General features: G+C 40.2%; 19 protein-coding genes and 1 pseudogene. 17 read left to right on the top strand and 3 right to left on the bottom strand.

The window, feature by feature from the left end; all coding sequences use genetic code 11:
- Together F9Y84_RS21980 and F9Y84_RS14020 are read left to right on the top strand one after the other, a co-directional pair.
- Window positions 1–206 (top strand): hypothetical protein (locus F9Y84_RS21980; RefSeq protein WP_211091637.1); only part of this gene is annotated, 206 nt, incomplete at its 5' end.
- A 278-nt stretch (window positions 207–484) separates the two neighbouring features.
- Window positions 485–889 carry a hypothetical protein gene (locus tag F9Y84_RS14020; RefSeq protein WP_147390837.1) on the top strand — a complete coding sequence of 135 codons (405 nt, stop codon included), beginning with the start codon at window positions 485–487 and terminating at the stop codon, window positions 887–889.
- A gap of 435 nt (window positions 890–1,324) precedes the next feature.
- Here F9Y84_RS14020 and F9Y84_RS14015 read toward each other — a convergent pair.
- Window positions 1,325–2,207, bottom strand: a pseudogene (locus tag F9Y84_RS14015) (transposase).
- Window positions 2,208–3,323: 1,116 nt separating this feature from the next.
- Between F9Y84_RS14015 and F9Y84_RS14010 the strand changes: the two are divergent.
- The 5 genes from F9Y84_RS14010 to F9Y84_RS13995 all read left to right on the top strand — a co-directional run bounded on the left by F9Y84_RS14010 (window position 3,324) and on the right by F9Y84_RS13995 (window position 6,733).
- Window positions 3,324–3,980: a hypothetical protein gene (locus F9Y84_RS14010; protein ID WP_128731705.1), complete on the top strand. Its 657-nt coding sequence runs from the start codon at window positions 3,324–3,326 to the stop codon at window positions 3,978–3,980.
- Between the two features lie 93 nt (window positions 3,981–4,073).
- Window positions 4,074–4,352: a pyridoxamine 5'-phosphate oxidase family protein gene (locus tag F9Y84_RS22225; RefSeq protein WP_225740812.1), complete on the top strand. Its 279-nt coding sequence runs from the start codon at window positions 4,074–4,076 to the stop codon at window positions 4,350–4,352.
- A gap of 66 nt (window positions 4,353–4,418) precedes the next feature.
- Window positions 4,419–4,652, top strand: a complete 234-nt coding sequence (locus F9Y84_RS22220) for a pyridoxine 5'-phosphate oxidase C-terminal domain-containing protein (protein ID WP_345719113.1) — start codon at window positions 4,419–4,421, stop codon at window positions 4,650–4,652.
- Window positions 4,653–5,273: 621 nt separating this feature from the next.
- Window positions 5,274–6,302, top strand: a complete 1,029-nt coding sequence (locus F9Y84_RS14000) for a S66 family peptidase (protein WP_147390846.1) — start codon at window positions 5,274–5,276, stop codon at window positions 6,300–6,302.
- Window positions 6,299–6,733, top strand: a complete 435-nt coding sequence (locus F9Y84_RS13995) for a GNAT family N-acetyltransferase (protein ID WP_125253435.1) — start codon at window positions 6,299–6,301, stop codon at window positions 6,731–6,733. Before F9Y84_RS14000 ends, F9Y84_RS13995 begins: the two co-directional genes overlap by 4 nt.
- Window positions 6,734–6,751: 18 nt before the next feature.
- On the opposite strand, the gene F9Y84_RS13990 is transcribed toward F9Y84_RS13995, so the two are convergent.
- Window positions 6,752–7,696, bottom strand: a complete 945-nt coding sequence (locus tag F9Y84_RS13990) for a bile acid:sodium symporter family protein (RefSeq protein ID WP_147390847.1) — start codon at window positions 7,694–7,696, stop codon at window positions 6,752–6,754.
- Between the two features lie 216 nt (window positions 7,697–7,912).
- Between F9Y84_RS13990 and F9Y84_RS13985 the strand changes: the two genes are divergently transcribed.
- Window positions 7,913–8,158, top strand: a complete 246-nt coding sequence (locus F9Y84_RS13985; protein WP_147390839.1) for a hypothetical protein — start codon at window positions 7,913–7,915, stop codon at window positions 8,156–8,158.
- A 169-nt stretch (window positions 8,159–8,327) separates the two neighbouring features.
- Here the strand turns inward: F9Y84_RS13985 and F9Y84_RS13980 are convergent, their stop codons facing one another.
- Window positions 8,328–9,173 carry an EamA family transporter gene (locus F9Y84_RS13980; RefSeq protein ID WP_147390840.1) on the bottom strand — a complete coding sequence of 282 codons (846 nt, stop codon included), beginning with the start codon at window positions 9,171–9,173 and terminating at the stop codon, window positions 8,328–8,330.
- Between the two features lie 538 nt (window positions 9,174–9,711).
- Between F9Y84_RS13980 and F9Y84_RS13975 the strand changes: the two genes are divergently transcribed.
- From F9Y84_RS13975 to F9Y84_RS13935, 9 genes are all read left to right on the top strand, one after another.
- Window positions 9,712–10,575, top strand: a complete 864-nt coding sequence (locus tag F9Y84_RS13975) for a tetratricopeptide repeat protein (protein WP_147390841.1) — start codon at window positions 9,712–9,714, stop codon at window positions 10,573–10,575.
- 459 nt (window positions 10,576–11,034) lie between these two features.
- Window positions 11,035–11,793, top strand: a complete 759-nt coding sequence (locus F9Y84_RS13970; protein WP_147390842.1) for a metalloregulator ArsR/SmtB family transcription factor — start codon at window positions 11,035–11,037, stop codon at window positions 11,791–11,793.
- Between the two features lie 40 nt (window positions 11,794–11,833).
- Complete coding sequence (locus F9Y84_RS13965; protein ID WP_147390843.1) at window positions 11,834–12,844, top strand: ArsJ-associated glyceraldehyde-3-phosphate dehydrogenase; 1,011 nt, start codon at window positions 11,834–11,836, stop codon at window positions 12,842–12,844.
- A gap of 5 nt (window positions 12,845–12,849) precedes the next feature.
- Entirely contained in the window at window positions 12,850–14,043 is a 1,194-nt protein-coding gene (gene arsJ, locus F9Y84_RS13960; RefSeq protein ID WP_147390844.1) for an organoarsenical effux MFS transporter ArsJ, read from the top strand.
- A gap of 92 nt (window positions 14,044–14,135) precedes the next feature.
- Window positions 14,136–15,248, top strand: a complete 1,113-nt coding sequence (locus tag F9Y84_RS13955; RefSeq protein ID WP_147390845.1) for a hypothetical protein — start codon at window positions 14,136–14,138, stop codon at window positions 15,246–15,248.
- A gap of 350 nt (window positions 15,249–15,598) precedes the next feature.
- Window positions 15,599–15,832 carry a FeoA family protein gene (locus F9Y84_RS13950; protein ID WP_128731696.1) on the top strand — a complete coding sequence of 78 codons (234 nt, stop codon included), beginning with the start codon at window positions 15,599–15,601 and terminating at the stop codon, window positions 15,830–15,832.
- Window positions 15,833–16,008: 176 nt separating this feature from the next.
- Window positions 16,009–18,093: a ferrous iron transport protein B gene (gene feoB / locus F9Y84_RS13945; protein ID WP_147391431.1), complete on the top strand. Its 2,085-nt coding sequence runs from the start codon at window positions 16,009–16,011 to the stop codon at window positions 18,091–18,093.
- 572 nt (window positions 18,094–18,665) lie between these two features.
- Window positions 18,666–18,824 (top strand): hypothetical protein, encoded by a 159-nt coding sequence (locus tag F9Y84_RS13940; protein WP_167508309.1) that lies wholly within the window; start codon window positions 18,666–18,668, stop codon window positions 18,822–18,824.
- A gap of 354 nt (window positions 18,825–19,178) precedes the next feature.
- Window positions 19,179–19,598 carry a GNAT family N-acetyltransferase gene (locus F9Y84_RS13935; RefSeq protein ID WP_125253444.1) on the top strand — a complete coding sequence of 140 codons (420 nt, stop codon included), beginning with the start codon at window positions 19,179–19,181 and terminating at the stop codon, window positions 19,596–19,598.
- The last annotated feature ends 396 nt before the right edge of the window (window positions 19,599–19,994 follow it).

Here is a 19,994-nt window from a genome sequence, read left to right as displayed (position 1 = left end):
TTTTTGTTAATATCAGAGCGAGTTTCTTCTACAACTGTAAGGTGTTCAATCAGGTTCATTGGTTGCGCCTAGCAATGGGATTGGCGCTATTTGATCATAAATTAGCTAAAAGTGCGATCCCGCCCTGGGGAGGAAGCAGCGGTCATTGGATACAAGAAAATATTGATAGTGGAAAATTAATAATTCTAGAAGGTGACTCTATTTGAGAAATAGAGCCTTTAGAGCAAATTGATGCAATGCTATGGCTTCCTATTTCAGAAATCACAGTTGCAACATCCGATAGGGGGTCTCCTGGATACGACTACTTACTTATCAATACTGATGATAATGAAAAAGCTCACGCCAAGTATTTAGGTAGCAAGTAAGGCTAAATAAGTTAATTAAGTATGGGACTGCTAACGCTTGGCTCAGTTCCACTACACAAGTTTATCCAAGCATTATCAGCTCCTTATTGGGGCGTTAGAAATAAAATGGAGTATCTGCAATGAAGAAAGTCTTAGTGGTCTTTTTCACTTTATTAATTTTCGGATGTAACACTACACCTAAAGAATCTATTTCGACGGATAGCTTTCACTTAACGTCAAATGATCCTGAATACGGCTACACAGAGAAAAAGCCAATAGAATTGGGCAGTTTTTTACGTGGTACTAAAAGTGCGAGTGCACACATAGAATATTTTGACGGGCTAATAGGTCCGAACGGTGAAAAAGTTAAAGTGACACGGCTTGGGAGTTGCTGTGCATTTGAAGATAAATCCATGCCTTTTGGCGGTGGTTTATTAGATCGCTACCAACTGACATACGAAGGTCAAGAAAAGCCAGCTATTATTTACGTCAATTTATACAAATTTAATAAACCTTTAGCGCCTAAAGGTTTTTCATTGCTGTAAATTATTTCTAACAAGGCAGTTATATAACTCGGAGTTACATTGAGTTAAGATTTAAATTATAAATTTCGAATTTGATTACCTTCATGTGCCTATATGGCTGCACCTATGGTTCTTGGTTCATTTTTAATGCATTTACTATTAGTTACTAAAAATGCCGCTGAAGCTAATGTTTTAACGCTTCTCAATATTAAAGGTGTTACGGTTTGATTTACAAAAACAATACAGACATCCACTGTTATCTATTCACCATAGTTACGGCAGTTTCGACTTCGAATTGCAAAAAAGTGTTCGCCACTCATATCAAAAATGCTCCTAAAATAAGCTAATTATTGGCGTTTACGTATTTCTCGACGCCAAAATCAGCGTATCGCACACGGCATGAGGGAGACTGCGTTTCGCGCAGCTTGCGGGGTTATCGCGAAAAGTTTTATTTCGTTAGACCAACAAGCGTTCACAATTGGCTAGATTTGTGCGCCGTCGTTTTTTAAGTGTTTCACAGTAAGCGGTGAGTACTTGCTCTCGACCAACAGCACCATGGAAAATACGAGAAAATTGGGTTGTGAGTTTCATCCAATTATCAGGTTCGATATTGAGTCGAGACAAAATTGGTTGAGACTCTAAGATAGCGCCTTTTTTATCGGTGCGAATACATTTACCCGTAAGCTCTACTAATGCTAAGTAAGACTTGAGTTCAAAAGGCAGCCCTTTTGGCATGTGCTTCCGGGGGCTTCCCGCAAATCGCAATAGGCTGTTTCCCCTGCCTAGCATGGTCGATGCGCTTTTTGATACTGGTAAAATCAGAGGTCTCAGGGGTTGGGGCTAATTTGGCTCGAATGGGGGTTAAGTCGACTTATGCCATACAAGCAGCTAATGCAGCTTCGCCTAGCAAGGGTTGAGATTTGAATCTGCCTTCCCAAAATCGGCCTGTACATTCATCCTCTTTATTTGCTCTGCGGGCAATATGCTCGTTGAGTATCCGCATAAACCAACTAATATCTGTCAATCTTTGTCTGTACTTGGCAATATATTCACTGAACATCAACTGCTCTGACTCGCTTAGAGGCTCCTCCTCAATAAACTTCCACGTTACCCAGTTACCTTTAAACAGCTTGTGCCAGCGTATCACAATGGCTTTGTCAGATAAGCGCTTTGCCTTTTTATCATCAACATGCAATACAATGTGAGTGTGATTACTCATCACCGCATACGCACAGACGTCGATACAAAAGACGGCAGACAATATCAGGAGCTTTTCTTCAACCCAATCACGGCGCCTTGAGTACAGAGTTAGAGCGTAGACGACTTTTAAAAAAGGCACAAATTAACAGTGGGTGTCTTTGGTTTCTTGCGATTCCCAAGTTCTAGGCGTTTTACAAACGCTATCCAAAGCATGAGTTTTGGTTAAACCTAAAGAATAACGACGCACGCTCATTCGAAACTCTATATGAGTATCTATATGGAAAAAATGTGGCCTTATTGTGATGACCTTTAAAAACGATATGAAGTGGTTTAGTAACAAGGGGGCGTCTTCACGGTTAGCGGATATTAATAATGTAAGCGTTGTCGGTTAGGCTTTTTTACGCTGGATGCGAAGCATAACTCCTGAGTGATTTAGGAGCACCGTTCTTTTAACACAGCCTTCGGTGACAATGTACTTTTAGGCCTACCCAAAACGCCTAGGATCAAGGTTGCAGAACTGTGAATCGGTTGCCTTTCTTTGGTATTGACATCGTTCGATTACCCAACTCTGCTATGACGTTGTCACATCAGGTATTGGTCTTACCACTAGAAATCTTAGTTTTTACGTGCAACCCATACTGTCAAAAACCATCAAAGCATTAACTAATAAACCCGGCTCACCAGCTTTAGCCAAGCTCTACTAGCCAATTGAACGAAATTTTTAAACGTCTGGTAGTTAACACTCAATTATTGCCTCTTCGAAGTTTTAACAGCCATGAAGACTTATTTTTTTCAGCGTCATAAAACACTGCCATGGTGAAAAAAAACATCAGTAACAGTATTACATGAGCTGCTAAGCTAATTCCAAAATATATTATACTTCCAAAATAGATAGCAAAAGAAAAGCTCCACATACCCGCTAAAATTGTCATTATGTAGAATCTACTGACAGGGTCAGGAATGTGCCTGAGAGGGTTTTTCTTTGAATCAAAAAAATATGTGTAGCACTCATATAATCTCAGTGTAAACATCTTCATAATATGCTCACCTTTTCAACCATTTTTTCATGATCCAATACGGTTGAATTATCAATTTAGATCTTAAATTTTCACAAATTTAGCCATTATGATTTTAATGTTCATGTAACAAGCTGTTAAATAAGGACGAAATACAGTTGGCTTTTGTTCCTTCGTCGCTTATTCTAGCCAAAATTTTTTGCTTGTTATTTAGGCGTTACACCTTAAAAGGAATTACTATGTTAAAAGTAGCTACTTTAGTATTATCATTATTTGCATTCAATGCGTATGCTGATTTTTCAGCTATTGTAATCGCATACGATACAGGCGATGTTCCAGTAAACGGCTCCATTGATATTGAAGCCGAATACATAGCGATGTCTGTGACCCTGTCAAGCGATGCGAAGTATCCTTCTGAGAGAGCAAAACTTATTAAAAGCCTGCAGAACTCTATACGCTCAGCGGCATCAAAATCTGAAGGAATAGATTTTCAACAAGGTGTTATTTCGCTTTCGCCTCAAGAAAAATCATCTTTCTCTATATCTAAATCCTATGGTAGGAGTGCAGGCTCTAGCTTTTATATACTTTCTAAGTTACGCAAAGGAAAGGATGTCTACTCAGCCACTCAAGATATATACTCCTTCATAAATCGTATCAAAAGGCCTGAAGACACTAGCTTAAGGCTGGGCAATACTTCACTGGCCATAAGCTCGCCTAGTGAATATAGGGCATCTTTACTTGAAAAAATAAAATTAGAGATTAACACAACAAAGGAAGCCTTAGGAACAGGCTATAAGGTATCTATATCAGGCCTTGAGAACCCTGTGATCGTAAGGCAAAAGGATGATAAGCAGGTAACTCTTTTTATTGACTATCAAGTCCAGTTTAGTGAATAGATATAATAAGTCGATTAACTTCGCGCTTTCGGTGCCGGACGCAAAAAGCTGCGCTGGTTAGTGAGGCGCTATACCTAAGGGAGAATGTTGTAAATGGATGATCCAATAGATAAGTTTAATACCTTATGGGAGCAGGCGCTTTTGGATACGCCGCTCAAGCAAAAAAGTGCAGTCTGCGTTTCAACAATAAATGAAGACGGATTTCCTGAAAGTCGTTTTGTCGATTTAAAATCGGTAAGTAAATGTGGCTTGGTATTTTGCACATATCTTGATTCAAATAAAGGAAACGATATTCGCAGGGATCCAAAAGTTTCTTTAGCTTTATGGTGGGATCATATTGGCATTCAAATACGAGCCGTTGGCGTTGCGTAACAAATATCTGAAGACGAAGCAATTAAATATTGGCAAACGCGTTCAAGGGATGCTCAATTGACCACAATGTGTTTTAACCAGAGTAAACCTCTATCTTCAGAATCAGAATTAATATCAAAATTTGATGATATAAAAGAACAAATGGCAGGTAACATCGTACCAAAACCAAAAAATTGGGGTGGTTACATAATAAAGCCTTTATCAATTGAGTTTTTGACATTTAAAGAAAACCGCTTACATCTGCGTGAGCTATACAAAAATGCGGATGGGCAATGGAGCAAGATGCTATTGCAACCTTAAATTCCAAGACTCAAAGCCGAACAGGTAACCGTTGGCTTGGTTTCACTTCGTTTCATAAAATAGCTAACCCACCGCTTAAGGCAGGGTTAGCTATTGAACGGAGTTAACATGCTGAAGTATATAATGAAAAGCAAGGGTGGGCTATTTCCTGGTGCTGGAACCTTTTTACGTACACTTGTTTTTCACTGCTTTTTGAACGCAAATTTTCAGCCAAACTAAGTACTATAGAGTCAGCATGTGGATGCTAAGGAAGTTGATGGTTTGTATAATGTTTCATCTAATGAACTGACCAAAGTGGAAAAGTGACAAAACGGTTTCGGACGATTCAAGTGTTAATGAACGAAGGGAGGAATGACTCGCAATTTACTATTCCTCAGTTACCTCAATTAATGAAGCTCCACAAAGTTTTTGCATCAACACTGACATTCACTATTATTTGCTCATCATGCCTAGGCTAGCTATTTATGCACAAATTTGACTTGTAGTAAGAAGTAACTTCAGACTAGAGCGATATTACGCTTTTGAGCATAGGTATGTTAGTGGATTAACTAACTTCTTTATATCGAGCTCAGATTAAAATAGAAATAGATCGGGTACAATGGAGTAAAAGAAGGAGTCATGATGAAGTATCCTAAACCGTTAAAAGTGGGCAGTAAAATTGCAATCACAGCATTCTCAGCAGGTGTCCCTGCTTCTATGCACGCGAGACTAGATAATGCTTTGGGTTATCTAGCGCAACAAGGTTTCGAGTTGGTGGTTGGTGAATGCCTGAGAGATAACCACAATTATGTAAGCGCAGATGCCAAAACCCGTGTTAATGAACTTATGGGATACTTACTCGATGATACAATAGACGCCATTATGCCACCATGGGGCGGAGCAATTGCGATGGATGTTCTGAGCCAACTTGATTGGGAGCAGTTAGCACAAGCTAGGCCAAAGTGGATCATCGGTTTCTCTGACGTCAGCACTTTGCTTAGTGCCGTAACTTGCAAACTAGGTTGGGCGAGCGTTCATGGGACTAACCTTATGCAGTTAAATGGCCACCAGCAAGACCCGCTGACGATAGGGCTTTTTGACCATTTGAGGTGCACGCCTAATAACTCCTTCACACAGTTTCCTTCTACTCACTATGAGGCTGATCCACTCAATTTTGTTGACTTTCCCGATGCTGGATTTAACTTGTCCACCACGACTCAGTGGCGTACTTTAGCGAATCGCGAAAGCAGCAAGCGGTTTGCTGGTAGATTATTAGGCGGCTGTTTAGATATTCACATGTTATTGGCAGGCACTGAATATTTTGATTTGGATGCTTTTTTACAGGAGCATCCCAACGAATCAATAATTTTATACTTTGAAAACGGCGAAATGCCGCCAGCTGCTTACTATCGTGCGCTGCAAAGTATTAAACTACGGGGCTGGTTTTCGAAAGTTGCAGCGGTCTTAATTGGTCGTAACCCCGAGCCGCTAGCAAAAGATAGCGACTGGACGCACGTAGATGCCTTACAATATGTATTTGCTGATTGCGATTTCCCCGTGCTATATGATGTCGACATCGGCCATCAAGCACCGAATTTAACGCTTATTAACGGCGCATTTGCTGAAGTGATATGTAACGACGCTTTTTCAATTACACAGACATTAATATGAACCTAGAATATAAAATTGGCTTGGTAGATGACCTGCTTGCGATAGAGAACCAAATTCCTGAATTTGCTACGCCAAGAAAGCGTGAGGAAGTCGTAGATAAGCTGCGAGATAAACAACATTTATTGCTGGTGGCGTACGATCAAGGTAAGCCTGTAGGGTATAAGTTAGGTCACGAACTACCAAACAATGAGTTTTATAGTTGGTTAGGCGCGGTTGTTCCTGAACATCGTGGTAATGGTATTGCGAAACAGCTATTGGTGATGCAAGAGGCTTGGTGTAAGGCACAAGGCTATAGCGCCATCAGAGTAAAGTCGAGAAACCTTTTTAAAAACATGCTATTGATGCTAATAAGTCGCGACTACCAAATTGTAAAATGTGAACAGATCAATGGCGTATCAGATAGCAAAATTCACTTCTATAAACAATTATAAAAAGCCCAGTATTTGATACTAGGCTATGTTGTCATCAGATGAGCTGGTGGCGCTTCGCCGCCATATTCCTGCTAATATTGAGCCACTGATATTATGCCAAATTGAAAATAGGGTACCAGCCACAGCCGCCGCAGGAGTAAAGAACTTCATGGCAAGTGCGACGGCAAGTCCTGAGTTTTGCATCCCCACTTCAAAAGCCATTGTACGGCATACTTTTTCTTCAAAACCGAGTCTTTTTGGAATGAAATAACCCAAAAGTAATCCTGTGATATTGTGTAAGATCACAGCGACCAGCACAACGAGTCCGATATTTTCAAGCTTAGGTTGATTAAGAGAAACAATCACTGCGATAATAAAAATGATGGAGAGCATGGACAGTAAAGGTAAAATAGGGGTTGTGTTGATAACGGAACGCGCCAACGACTTGGCAAATAAAGTATTGAAGGCAACGCCAACAGCCACTGGAACTAGCACAATTTTTAGCAGGCTCATCAACATATCAGAAAATTGAATATCAACCACTTGTCCTATCATTACCGTAGTGAGTAATGGTGTTAAAAGCACGCCGAGTAACGTACTCGTTGCTGTCATAGAAATCGATAACGCGACGTCTCCTTTGGCGAGATAACACAAAACATTACTTGCCGTACCGCCAGCAACTGTGCCCACTAAAATCATACCAATTAATAAGTCGGTTTCTAAGCTCATTGTGGTTGCAATAAAGTAGGCAACACTCGGCATCACTGTAAATTGTAGGCAGACCGCCACGATAATCGCTTTTTTGTTATCGAGAACACGCAAAAAATCTTTTGCGGTAAGGGTCAACCCCATAGTGAGCATAATAAACATAAGTAGAGGAATAATTGTACTTTTAAATGGGATCAAGAAGGCAGGGTAAAGGTATGCAATCATTGCTGCTGCGATAGCCCAAAGTGGAAATAACTGTAAGATTTTTTTCATGATGTTTTGATTTGAGTGGGTAACCATGTATTGATACCCCGATACTAACGAACTTTTTAAAAAATACCTATGGCGTGAAGAGTTTGTAAGTTATTTATCCAAGCCTCAGGTTAATTAAATAACATAGATGGTTACACTTTAGGTCATATTCTCATTGAGATTGTTACTTGGCGCTGTGTATAGTTGTGAAAGTTACGTCAAGGTCCATGGAATATAAAAATGAAAACAATTTCTTCTAGCTTTAAAAAACTACTATTACTGGTTGCATTGATTTTAGTTGCGGGATTCTATGGGTATTCAAAATATCAATTTGCACTAACTGTAAGTAACGATGTAAAGCAGCTACAACCATACGGCTCAGAGCAGTTAGAGTTAATAGATGTCTCTGATTCGGCAAAGCGTTTTACTGTGCGTATTGCCGTTAGCGGGCTGGAGCCTAAATTTGGGGAGTCGGCAGTACAGTAACATAGCACGCAACTATGTTTGCCAAAGTGATTATTTTGAGCCTAAATTTGAAGAAGGACACCAAATTAGCATTGAGTTTAGCAAAGCCGATTCTGCTCAAACCGTTTATGAAAGAGCCTCAGTGATAAAAAGTGACTGTAGTGTAAGCCGCAGTTAACGTATCTCAAAATTAACCTGAACTGGCTCGTTTGCTATGCACTAGCGCAGCAAATATAATTAGACTCCCGATCCCAAGTCGAATGAGATCGGCTTCTTTGTTCCAGATAAGTAAGTTGACTAAAATTCCCGCAGGGATAAGGGCGTTATTCATCACAGCTAACTCGCCGACAGATACGCGGGTTAATCCCACATTCCACACAAAATATCCTATACCCGAAGCAATGAGGCCTAAGTAAATCAAAATCCCCCACTGTTGGCCAGTAGTGGGTAGCTGTTGTAAATTACCAAATAAAACAAGGCCAAGAGCTAAGACACAAGATGCACCGATGAAGAAAAAGCCGAAACTTTGGCGATGAATTAGCGAGTGTTGTGCACTCAAGCGCTTATAACTGACTTGTCCTATAGCAAAACAAAGGTTTGCACCTTGTACCAATAATAAACCAAAAAAATAGTCACTCGTTAGCTCTGTAAATCGAATAGTAATTGCACCGAACATTGCGATAAGCGCTGAAGTTAAAAAAGTACGATTAAACGACTTGTTGAGTAAATCATTAAGAAGTGTAATGTAAACGGGGGTCATCACAGTAAATAGCAGCACCTCTGGCACACTGAGATATAAAAATGAGTGATAATAAAAGCTATACATTAAGCCAATCTGTACAGCACCAATGGCCATCAATTTTAGCATTAGCGTTTTAGTAACTGATGTAGGCCGCAAAAATGGCAGAAAAACCAGTGCTGCTAACACCGTTCTTGATAAAGCGCTAAACCACGGGTCTACATTTCCTGCCAAATAGACACCGATAAGTGAAAAGGAAAAAGCCCAAAGTAAGGTGATAGTCCAAAGTAAAGTCATAGGTGTTATTTTTTAAGTATTGATATAAGAGTGTATCACGAGCTGGATCATACAATGAATGTTCGAAAAAAGCGATGATAACAATCATTATAATGTGATTTTAATTTACAATATTTCGCATAAAATAACTCCCGTATTCACAGATACATCCCTTCATTGTTTTACCCATGATGTGTTTGGCCGCCGCTGCGGCCTTTTTTCTTTCCAAATATGTTTGATGATAACCGCCTGAAAAATCTCACTAGCAAATGCGATATTGAACAATCGCGACAAGTTAAATTTTTGATTGTGTAAACACAACTAGAGTCAGTTTATTTTTGAAGTTGGTTTTGCTGCGGTTTAATTGGTATTTAGACAAATCAGAGCCTGCGTAACAAAGTCACTTTATGTGATTTAAAAAGTAAAGACTTAGGGCTCCTGCAAAGCGCCTTAAGCCATTCCGAAAAATGAAAATTAAACAGCAAAAGTCAATAGGCTTTAGAATAAAGTGTTACAAATTTTACGGTACGAATCTTATTTACTTCATGTAGTATTTTGTATGAATAAAATATTTTTTGTTGTTATGCGTAATCTAATTTGTAATCTTTTTGTCATATTGCCTACATTGTTCTTCGTTGCAGCTGTTTGGCGTGAACACGACAACGCTCAATATCGCCTTGATACGGTTAATTATTTTTTAGAGTCCGATCCACACAAAGCACATAAACTACATCAAGCTATTGAATTAGAGGATTTTACTCCAGCCCATACCGCTCATTTCCATCATTTAGGCGTATCGATAGCGTTATCACTTGGTCAGTTAGAGCAGGCGCAGCGCGCATTAGCTGTATTGTTTCAGAACCCGCAAAATACGTATTTCAGCGAGCATCGATTTTCACTTACTTATGATGCCAGTGTATGGCTAAGAAAAGGTGGTTATATCCGCCAATCTGAGCACCTATTACTGTGCGCGCTAAAAAGTGCACGGTCCGCGAAAGAAAAAATTAAAACGCTGAATGCCCTCGCGGTGATTGCCTATAATTACGGCGATAACATCTCGGCAAAAGACTATTTTGTGCGCTCTTTGGCTATAGGCACTCGTATTAAAAATCAGCGCGCGATGGGGATTATCGAAAACAACCTCGGGGTATTGGCACTTAAAACAAGTCACTTTGAGGATGCGGTTAACTATTTTAAGTTAGCCTATGCTAGGCATCAGCTAGCAGGAAGAGAAAGTAGTGAACTAAATACCGGTCTTAACTTGCTGTTTGTATATATATTACGGGGTGAAAAAGAGATGTACGAGCGCTTGTGCAAAAGCACAAAAATGCCGCTCAATCAGCCTATTCACTGTGGATCGAGCGTTTTTATGACGTTATTTTCACGGCAGCTAAACTATCAAAAAGAGAAAAAGCCGAGTTAATAGCAGCATTTAACAACCTCAGTGAAGCTGGTCTAAAATCACTTTTAAAACAGCATATAGGTAGGGTAGCAGGCATTAATCCTACAACCTTACCTATTGCGGTACCACAAAAAATGATGTTGGAAACAACGAATAATCATTGGTTAAATAGCGCACTGTCTTGCAATTTCTAGTCAGACCAAAGGTAATACTTCAAGACTCACCTAAACTATACGCTGTCACGCCGTGTTCAAATTTATGAGTTCTATAAAGCTTCTGGTCTTCCTAAATCAGCTCGACACACGTGAAAAGGTATCAGAAAACATTTCCTCTAAAATTTTTAAACTACTGATTTTAAATTGTAAATTTAAGGCTTTGGCAAGAACCAAAGAGCGACCTCACCGTTACTAAAAATCTGAGCTTGACACTGCACTTTTATCATATAATAATTTTGTTATATAATTAAATTGTTATGTATTTATGAAGATACTTTTTTTATGTTCGGGAAATGCGACGCGCTCAATTATCGCCCAAGCAATCGCGAACTTTCATGGTGGCGCTGATGTACAAGCCTTTAGTGCTGGCACTAAACCGAGTGAGATAAAGCCCGAAGTGCTAGCGCTTTTGCAGCACAAAGGCATAAAAACTGACAGCCTCTATAGTAAGCATCTTGATACCTACCAGGGCGAGCATTTTGATGTTGTGGTCACCCTTTGTGATGAAGTGCGTGCCGAATGTGAACACCAATTACAAGGTCAACACATCTTGCCGTGGGAAATAGCCAGTCCCTCAGCTCGACATAGTGTAAATGCCCTTCAACAAACGCTATTCGAAATAAACGAACAAGTAACTGCATTACTGGATCAAAAAAAAATAAGGCCAGATGAAATCTCACCTTTGCTATTTTATAAGTGCTTAGCGGATGACATTCGCTTGAAGACGCTTGCCATGCTGAACGTTGAGGGCGAGTTGTGTGTTTGTGAGTTGATGATTGCGCTAGAGCAAGAAAGTCAACCTAAAGTATCAAGGCATTTATCACAACTGAAAAAAGCTGGAATATTGTGTGACCGGAAATACAAAAAGTGGGTTTTTTACTCAATCAACCCAACGCTTCCAGAGTGGATGCAGGCTGTTATAAACACGACAGTTCTGCATCAACCTAACTATATTGCATTGGAATTAAAGCGACTGTCTTCAATGGGTGAACGCCCTAGTCAGGCTGCTGCATGTTGCGAATAATTTAGTATTAAATTTATTAACTTTCATAGTAGGAGTACGTATGACAATTAAAGTTGGAATTAATGGCTTTGGGCGTATGGGGCGCTTAGCGCTTCGAGCAAGTTTCGATTGGCCTGAGCTTGAGTTTGTACAAATCAACGATCCTGCGGGCAACGCCGAGACTCTTGCCCATTTATTGGAGTTTGACTCGGTACATGGCAAGTGGGAACACGCAGTTTCTCATCAAGATGACCATATCATAATAGCTGGTCATCAGTTATCAGTAACCCAAAATAAAGACATTGCTGATACTGACTGGTCACAATGCGATGTCGTTATAGAAGCCTCTGGTAAAATGAAAACCAAAGCTCTACTACAACAATATTTAGATCAGGGTGTTAAAAGGGTTGTCGTTACTGCACCAGTAAAAGAAGATGGGGTACTAAACATAGTGATGGGTGTGAACGACCATCTTTATGATGAAAAGCCACATGAAATCGTGACTGCAGCATCTTGTACTACAAACTGTTTAGCACCTGTTGTTAAAGTACTACAAGACAAAATAGGTATTAAGCATGGCTCAATGACTACGATCCATGACATTACCAACACCCAAACTATCTTAGATGCACCGCATAAAGATCTGCGCAGAGCAAGAGCATGTGGCATGAGCCTCATTCCAACTACGACTGGTTCCGCGACAGCGATTACACATATATTCCCTGAGCTAAAAGGGAAACTCAATGGTCATGCGGTACGTATCCCACTGGCAAATGCCTCATTAACCGATTGTGTTTTTGAGGTAAAACGCCCCACTTCTGTTGAGGAAATCAATCAGTGGATGAAAGAAGCTGCACAGACTCATCTTGAAGGGATCCTTGGATATGAGCCAAGGCCTTTAGTTTCTATTGATTATAAAACGGATCCACGCTCAAGTATTGTTGATGCGTTATCCACTATGGTTGTAAACGGTACACAGGTTAAGTTGTACGTGTGGTATGACAATGAATGGGGCTATGCAAATCGTACTGCCGAGTTGGTTTTAAAGGTTGGGCTTTCACTGGGTAAATAAATACGATGACGTTACATTCCTTACCTCAAGATATTAGACAGTATTTGATAGTTACCGGCAATTACTGGACATTCACGCTCACCGACGGTGCTTTAAGAATGTTAGTGGTACTGCATTTTCATAAGCTAGGCTACAACCCGTTGGAAATTGCGATGCTGTTTTTGTTTTACGAGATTTTCGGCGTTATCACCAATCTGGTGGGGGGCTGGCTCGGCGCTCGGATCGGGTTGAACCGAACAATGAATATTGGTCTTGGTCTACAAATAATCGCTTTATTAATGTTGGTTGTACCGGCAAATTGGCTGAGTATTCCTTATGTTATGGCGGCGCAGGCGCTCTCTGGGGTAGCCAAAGATCTCAATAAAATGAGTGCTAAAAGTGCCATAAAGGCGATTGTAAAATCTGGTCAGGAAGGAACGTTATTTAAGTGGGTGGCAATACTTACAGGGTCTAAAAATGCGCTCAAGGGGGTTGGATTCTTTCTTGGTGGCGTACTGTTGACATTACTCGGCTTTACGGAGGCCATGTGGGTGATGGCTGCCGCTTTGATGGCGGTGTGGTTTTTGAGTATGATCTGTTTGAAAAGTGAACTGGGGAAATCTAAGCATAAGCCAAAATTTACTGAGGTATTCTCAAAAAGCCGAGCAATTAACCGCTTGTCGGCTGCACGCCTATTTTTGTTTGCTGCCAGAGATGTTTGGTTTGTTGTTGCATTACCTGTGTATCTGTCAAAGCAATTTGCATGGGATCATTGGTGGGTTGGTGGATTTATGGCGACGTGGGTGATCGGATATGGATTGGTTCAGTCTTTGACACCAAACTTGCTCAACCGTGATAGCTACGCCCATAACCCACAAGCAGTTGCTATTTGGGCGTTTTATTTGGCTATTTTACCTATGGCTATTGCGGTATCACTTTACACAGAACATTGGCCTAACATTACGCTTGTGGGAGGGCTATTACTTTTTGGTGTTGTGTTTGCGATTAACTCCTCAATACACAGCTATCTAATTGTTAGCCTTGCAGATAGTGATGGCGTATCACTAGATGTCGGCTTTTATTATATGGCCAATGCGATGGGAAGATTAATAGGGACAGTTTTATCCGGTTGGGTATTTTTGCACTACGGATTGGTTGCCTGCTTGGTGTTATCAAGCCTCTTTTTGATATTAGCAGGCTACACGTCAAAAAGGATCTAAATGTACTCGTTTTGTATATTTGTTGGCCTTTTAATGTATTTATGCTCTACTTGTACCCGGATTATTCATAGTAATTATTAAGGAAAATATAAGTGAATAAGAATATAGCTAGAGCAATATTTACGTCAATTTGTCTTCTTGGCTTGGCGTACGTATCCGATGCTGAGTCTGCGACGAGAAAAATGTATGACTCAGAATTATGTTACACATGTGATACAGGAAATGCCCTGAGTTTTGCAAAGAAGTACGAGCCTGAAATAACGTGTTATGAGCACGGTGGTTCAGTTGATCATAACGACTCTCAACGCTGTTATTCAAACCCTAAAGATGTATTAATTATTAATGCAAACACAAATCAAAAGTGGCTGTATAAATTATCGCATCTAAACCAAGGTGGATGGCGCCATGAGCTGACTAATAACCTGCAGGCGGTTGCTCAGACGGTTCCTCGTGATGCTAGTAATTTAGCGGATGAATTGATTAAGTACTATGATGCTTGGGATCGGGCAGTAACCAAAGTTTCCCAAGAGTACAATTCATCTAGTATGCAATCCACGCTGGCTATCAGTACTAACACTATACTCCAGCAAATGTTATCTGAAAATAATTGTGAAAATGAAGCTTTTACCCGAGTCGCCAAACTAGCCTTTGACGGCAGGACAAAAACGACGCTGCAAGAACGTACAGAAAAAGCACTAATTGAGGAGTATGGTAGCTTAGGGGCGGCATTTGAGACTACTCGTATGACTCAGTTTGGCTACACGGTAGGTGTGGGCAATGTTGGATTCTCAGGTCAAGCAGAGTACGTACCAAAGAGAAGGATGATTGACTTAAAATTTCATGATGCCATCAATGGTAATCATCGAGTGGTGTATAACTTAGACTTTAGTAAAGGTATTCGCATGGATTTAAACAAAGACATGACGAAATTTGGCGGAGTCTCAGTGCGTTCACTGCATCAAAACCCAGCTAGCCGAAATAAAGTCTCAAACTGCATGCTTGAAACACTTAATATATATAGAGAAGCGAGTGTGAAAAGTAGTGGTACTTCAGGTGGTGGAATTGACTTACCGCCCGCAGTTGGCCGACATCCAGGTCGCAGTTATGGAGAGTCGGGTGAAGAGTTTTGTACATGGACATTCTATGACCCTTGGGGCGAGATACTTTTTACAATGATGGGAAGTTGCCCGTTATTTCCTAAGTAAAACAGGAGTACAGGTCGGTTTAGCACCTGTACCAAAAGCAATAGTTAGCTTTTCGGCTGCTTATTGCTTTGATAAGACCCGTTCTGAAATCCTCCACCATCAAAGTGAAGACACCTAAAATGAACTGAACAACAGGTCAGCCTACTGCAAACAAATTTAGTGTAGCAGCAAGGGATAACCGCAGCTAGGGAACAAATTATTACCCAGAGTTACGGTTTATTGAACCTTAGCGCCTTTCGTCTGAGGTTAAATAACTGGAAATAATAGATTATTATCGCAACTCCGTTTAAAGCGAATTAGTAATAAGGTATGATGCGCCTCACTTTTATTGCAAATTGTTATCATACTCAATGACATTAGATAAACTCCCCAAAAATAGCACCGCGACAATTACTTCATTAACCCACCCTGATACCGCGCTGCTAAGCCGAATAATGGCACTTGGTATTATTCCTAGTGAGCAAATAGAAGTGATCAACGTCGCCCCACTTGGATGCCCGTTGCAAGTGAAAGTGGGTGATACCTTTGTGAGTGTGCGTAAGGCCGACGCACAGTTCGTGGAAATTAATACCAATTTGACTTAATACTTGCTCAATTTGAAGGAGCAAATCTGACGCTAACCGCGTTAAAAATTTCTTATTTAGAACAACTAAATAGCAAAATTTTTGCCGGGTTATCGACAAGATTTTCTCGCCTCCAAATAGACCACTTAATTAAGAAAATTGGTTTAAAACGTTATAATTTGAGAAGGTCATCGCGGATGAAAATTGCGTTAGTGGGTAACCCAAATTGCGGGAAAACCACAATATTTAACCGCCTAACAGGTTCAAAACAAAAAGTTGGAAACTGGCCAGGTGTTACAGTTGAAAAGAAATTTGGCTATTTTGCTTTAGAAAACACAAACGTAGAACTGGTTGATTTACCCGGGCTATATAGCATGGAGCAGATCGAGCCAAGTCAAGATGAACAGATCGCTTGTGACTTCCTAAAGCAAAATGAAGCCGATGTCATTATTAACATTGTAGATGCCGCTAACTTGCAGCGAAATCTGATATTAACGTCACAACTTAAAGAGTTAGGTAAACCGATCATCGTTGTGGCGAATATGGTTGATGTTGCGACTCAGCGAGGTCGGACACTTGATTTACCACGTTTGTCTGAACAACTAGGTTTACCAGTGGTGGCATTTCATGGAGCAAAAGGCACAGGGCAAGAGAAGCTGTTGGAGCAGCTTATTGAAATCACTCGGTTTCCTAGTAAGCCTGAGGGAGCAGAGCCTCCGAAACTTGAGCATGATCCATTGGAAAAAGCGATCGCACGCCATCAAGCGGTTAAAAAGCTAGCGGCTGGTGTAAGCACTATCACGCCAAAACGTGCAGATACAACAGAAACCCTTGATAGAGTAGTGCTGAATAAATGGTTAGGTGTTCCAATTTTTTTAGCCATGATGTACTTGATGTTCACGATAGCTGTGAACGTTGGTGCTGTTTTTATCGACTTTTTTGACATCGCCGTAGGTGCCATTCTCATTGATGGTGTAAAAGTGTTACTTGCAGATGTTGGTGCACCTCAATGGCTTGGCGTGTTACTTGCTGACGGATTTGGGGCAGGGGTTCAGCTAGTCGCTACTTTTATTCCAGTGATAGCCGTATTGTACCTTTGTTTGTCAATATTAGAAGATAGCGGTTATTTGTCTCGTGCCGCATTTGTTATTGACCGATTGATGTCCTCCATTGGGCTGCCAGGTAATGCGTTTGTTCCTTTGATTGTGGGCTTTGGTTGCAATGTACCTGCGGTGATGGCTGCTAGAACCATGGGGCGAGAATCAGACCGCTTATTGACAATTGTTATGGCGCCTTTCATGTCGTGTGGTGCGCGGTTAACTGTTTATGCGTTATTTGCTGCGGCTTTTTTTCCAACCAATGGTGCCAATGTTGTCTTTGGGTTATACCTACTAGGTATTTTAGTCGCTATCGGCTCTGGCTTTTTGTTCAGAAAGCAGGTGTTTAAAACCCAAAAGTTACCTTCTTTTACTGAAATGCCAGCTTACCATATGCCCATTTGGCGAAACATATTGATGACGACATGGCAGCGTTTAAGCGGTTTTATAAAACGTGCGGGTAAGACGATTGTGATGGTAGTTATTTTGCTAAGTGCGTTAAATTCAATTGGGACTGATGGCTCATTTGGTAATGAGAATACTGAACATTCATTACTGGCAAAAACGGCTCAAATCGTCACGCCAGTGTTTGAGCCTATTGGGTTAAAAGAGGAAAACTGGCCTGCAACGGTTGGAGTGGTTACAGGTATGTTTGCCAAAGAGGCGATCGTTGGCACGCTGGACGCACTTTATACAGGCTCAGCTGAAAATAATGACGCTTTTTCATTACTTGATTCAATGCAAGCAGCGTTAATGTCCATCGTTGATAATAGCAAAGACCTAATCGCCAACCTTGGCGATCCCTTGGGATTGAATGAACTTGATAGCGGGGAAGACAATGGCGCTGAGCTACTTACTGCCATGGCCGCTAAGTTCAACGGTCAGATTGGCGCATTTAGCTACTTGGTATTTATTTTACTCTACACGCCTTGTGTGGCCGTGCTCGGTGCAATAAAGCGTGAATCTGGTAGTAGATGGATGTGGCTGGTCATAGGCTGGACGACCTCAATTGCGTATATTATGGCAACGCTTGTCTATCAGTATAGCCAATTAGCGACATCAACGTTAAGCGCATCTTTATGGATAGTTGCTATGTTACTGTTTGGGTTCGCGTGGTGGAAAGGGCTTTCCGCGCTCGGGAATAGGTTGAATCAGCCCCCGACATACCCAATAGAGTTGCATTAACCTGTTTAACTGACGACACTTTGTGTGTCGTCAGTTATCTGTATCTCATTATTCGATAGTTATCTGCCACTTAATCTGGACTTTGGATAGCTAATGCCTTTCTAACATCCTGTTTTATCGCTAACCGCGTGCATTCACCTCACATAGCGAGCTATTGATGCATATATTCGCCTTACCTACATTGCTCACAAGATGTAGGCACCATAGCAAGAGCAGTGCGCGGCAGCGGTATTGCCCTTGCTATGGTGAAATAAAGAAATAATTTAATGTAATTTTAAAAATCAGGAATTAGCTCACTTGCTATCCAAACTTCAGGTAATTTAAGTGTGTCGACTGTGGCATACTGCTTTAACTCTATGTTGGCAGCATTGAAGTGGTGATTATAGTTTATAATTTTAGAATAGTGCATTTATGTAGATTAAGTGGTTAAATTAAGATCGTAAATTATAAAATATTTTTATATTGTTGTTTTTAATTTTATCTAGATCAAGTTTTTTATTATTTTCTCTTGTTTGTGTTTATTTATCTGTTATCTTTGCTCCGAATTTTGTGACTAACCAAAGGAAATTAATATGTTACTTAAATTAAACAAAAAACCAATGAAGAACCTGAGTACAGCTTCAGCTAAATTAAACTCTCAACAAACACCACAAGTTGCTGGTGGCGCAGGCATTGACACGCTTATGTGTTTAAGAACAATGCAATGTCCTAAAACATGGCAATGTGCGTAAAATAAATGCAGCGATTAAAAATCAACCTAAAATCAATTTTTTCATGTCATTATATTTTTTAAATATTAAATTTATGGTTTATTTAATTTTATATTAAATTTTTATGGCATAAATAACCTTTCCTTCTTGGTTTTAGGCTTGATATTTTTAGTAGGCTAGTTTTTAGCCTACTATCTGATCCTCTATACAAGTATTCCCTCTTTATGTACAAAATTATGTAATTTGATGTGGTAATGGCATGTTCTTATCGTCTTAACAGAACCTTGGGCAAAAATTATCTACAAAAAATTTTACTTTTCATTGTCCGTCTGATCGCTTACTTTAGTAGCCTATTCGTTATCAAGGGAGCATTGAATGATAATCACAGACACCACACAAATACTCACTCATCTTGATAAAATACACGCACTGATCTCTGGCTCTTATTGGGCGAAGCAGATCCCCAAATCTCTTTTGGAAAAGTCAATTAGAAATAGCCTGAGTTTTATGTCTGTTGATGATGAGGGTCAATTTCAAGGGTTTTGTCGTGTGATAACGGATTACGCCACATTTGCATATTTGGCTGATGTGATTGTTACAGAGCAAGAAAGGGGTAAAGGGGTGGCTAAAACTATCATGCAAGCCGTGATGACACACCCAGAGTTACAGGGTTTAAGAAGATTTATGCTTGCGACTGCAGATGCTCACTCTCTATACAGTAAATTTGGCTTTAAAGCGATTGAGGACCCAAGTATCTTAATGCAAATAAACCAACCCAATCTTTACGCTAATTGAAATGAAACCACCTATCAATGCTCGGTTTTAAATGATTATCTCATTACATCAGTAAGTAAACCTGACATCAAACACGTAATACCAATTTGACTTAATACTTGCTCAATTTGAAGGAGTAAATCTGACGCTAACAGCGTTAAAAATTTCTCATTTAGAACAACTAAATAGCAAAATTTTTGCCTTGCCTATATGGATGTAGGTACCTTAGCGATAGCAGGACGCGGTAGCGGAGTTATCGATAAGGTTTTCTCGCCTCAAAATAGACCACTTAATTAAGCAAATAGGTATAATCCATTTTTTGGATGACTACGTTGGATCTGCAATAAAATCAGACTTTTAAAAACGCTTATTGTTTGCTTGGTTGGTTGCAATCGTTCGGCGAATTGGCTCATCATG

It is taken from the genome of Pseudoalteromonas peptidolytica (genome assembly GCF_012641745.1).
In the GTDB taxonomy this organism is placed as follows: domain Bacteria; phylum Pseudomonadota; class Gammaproteobacteria; order Enterobacterales; family Alteromonadaceae; genus Pseudoalteromonas; species Pseudoalteromonas peptidolytica.
This window is presented reverse-complemented; position numbering and strand designations above follow the sequence as displayed.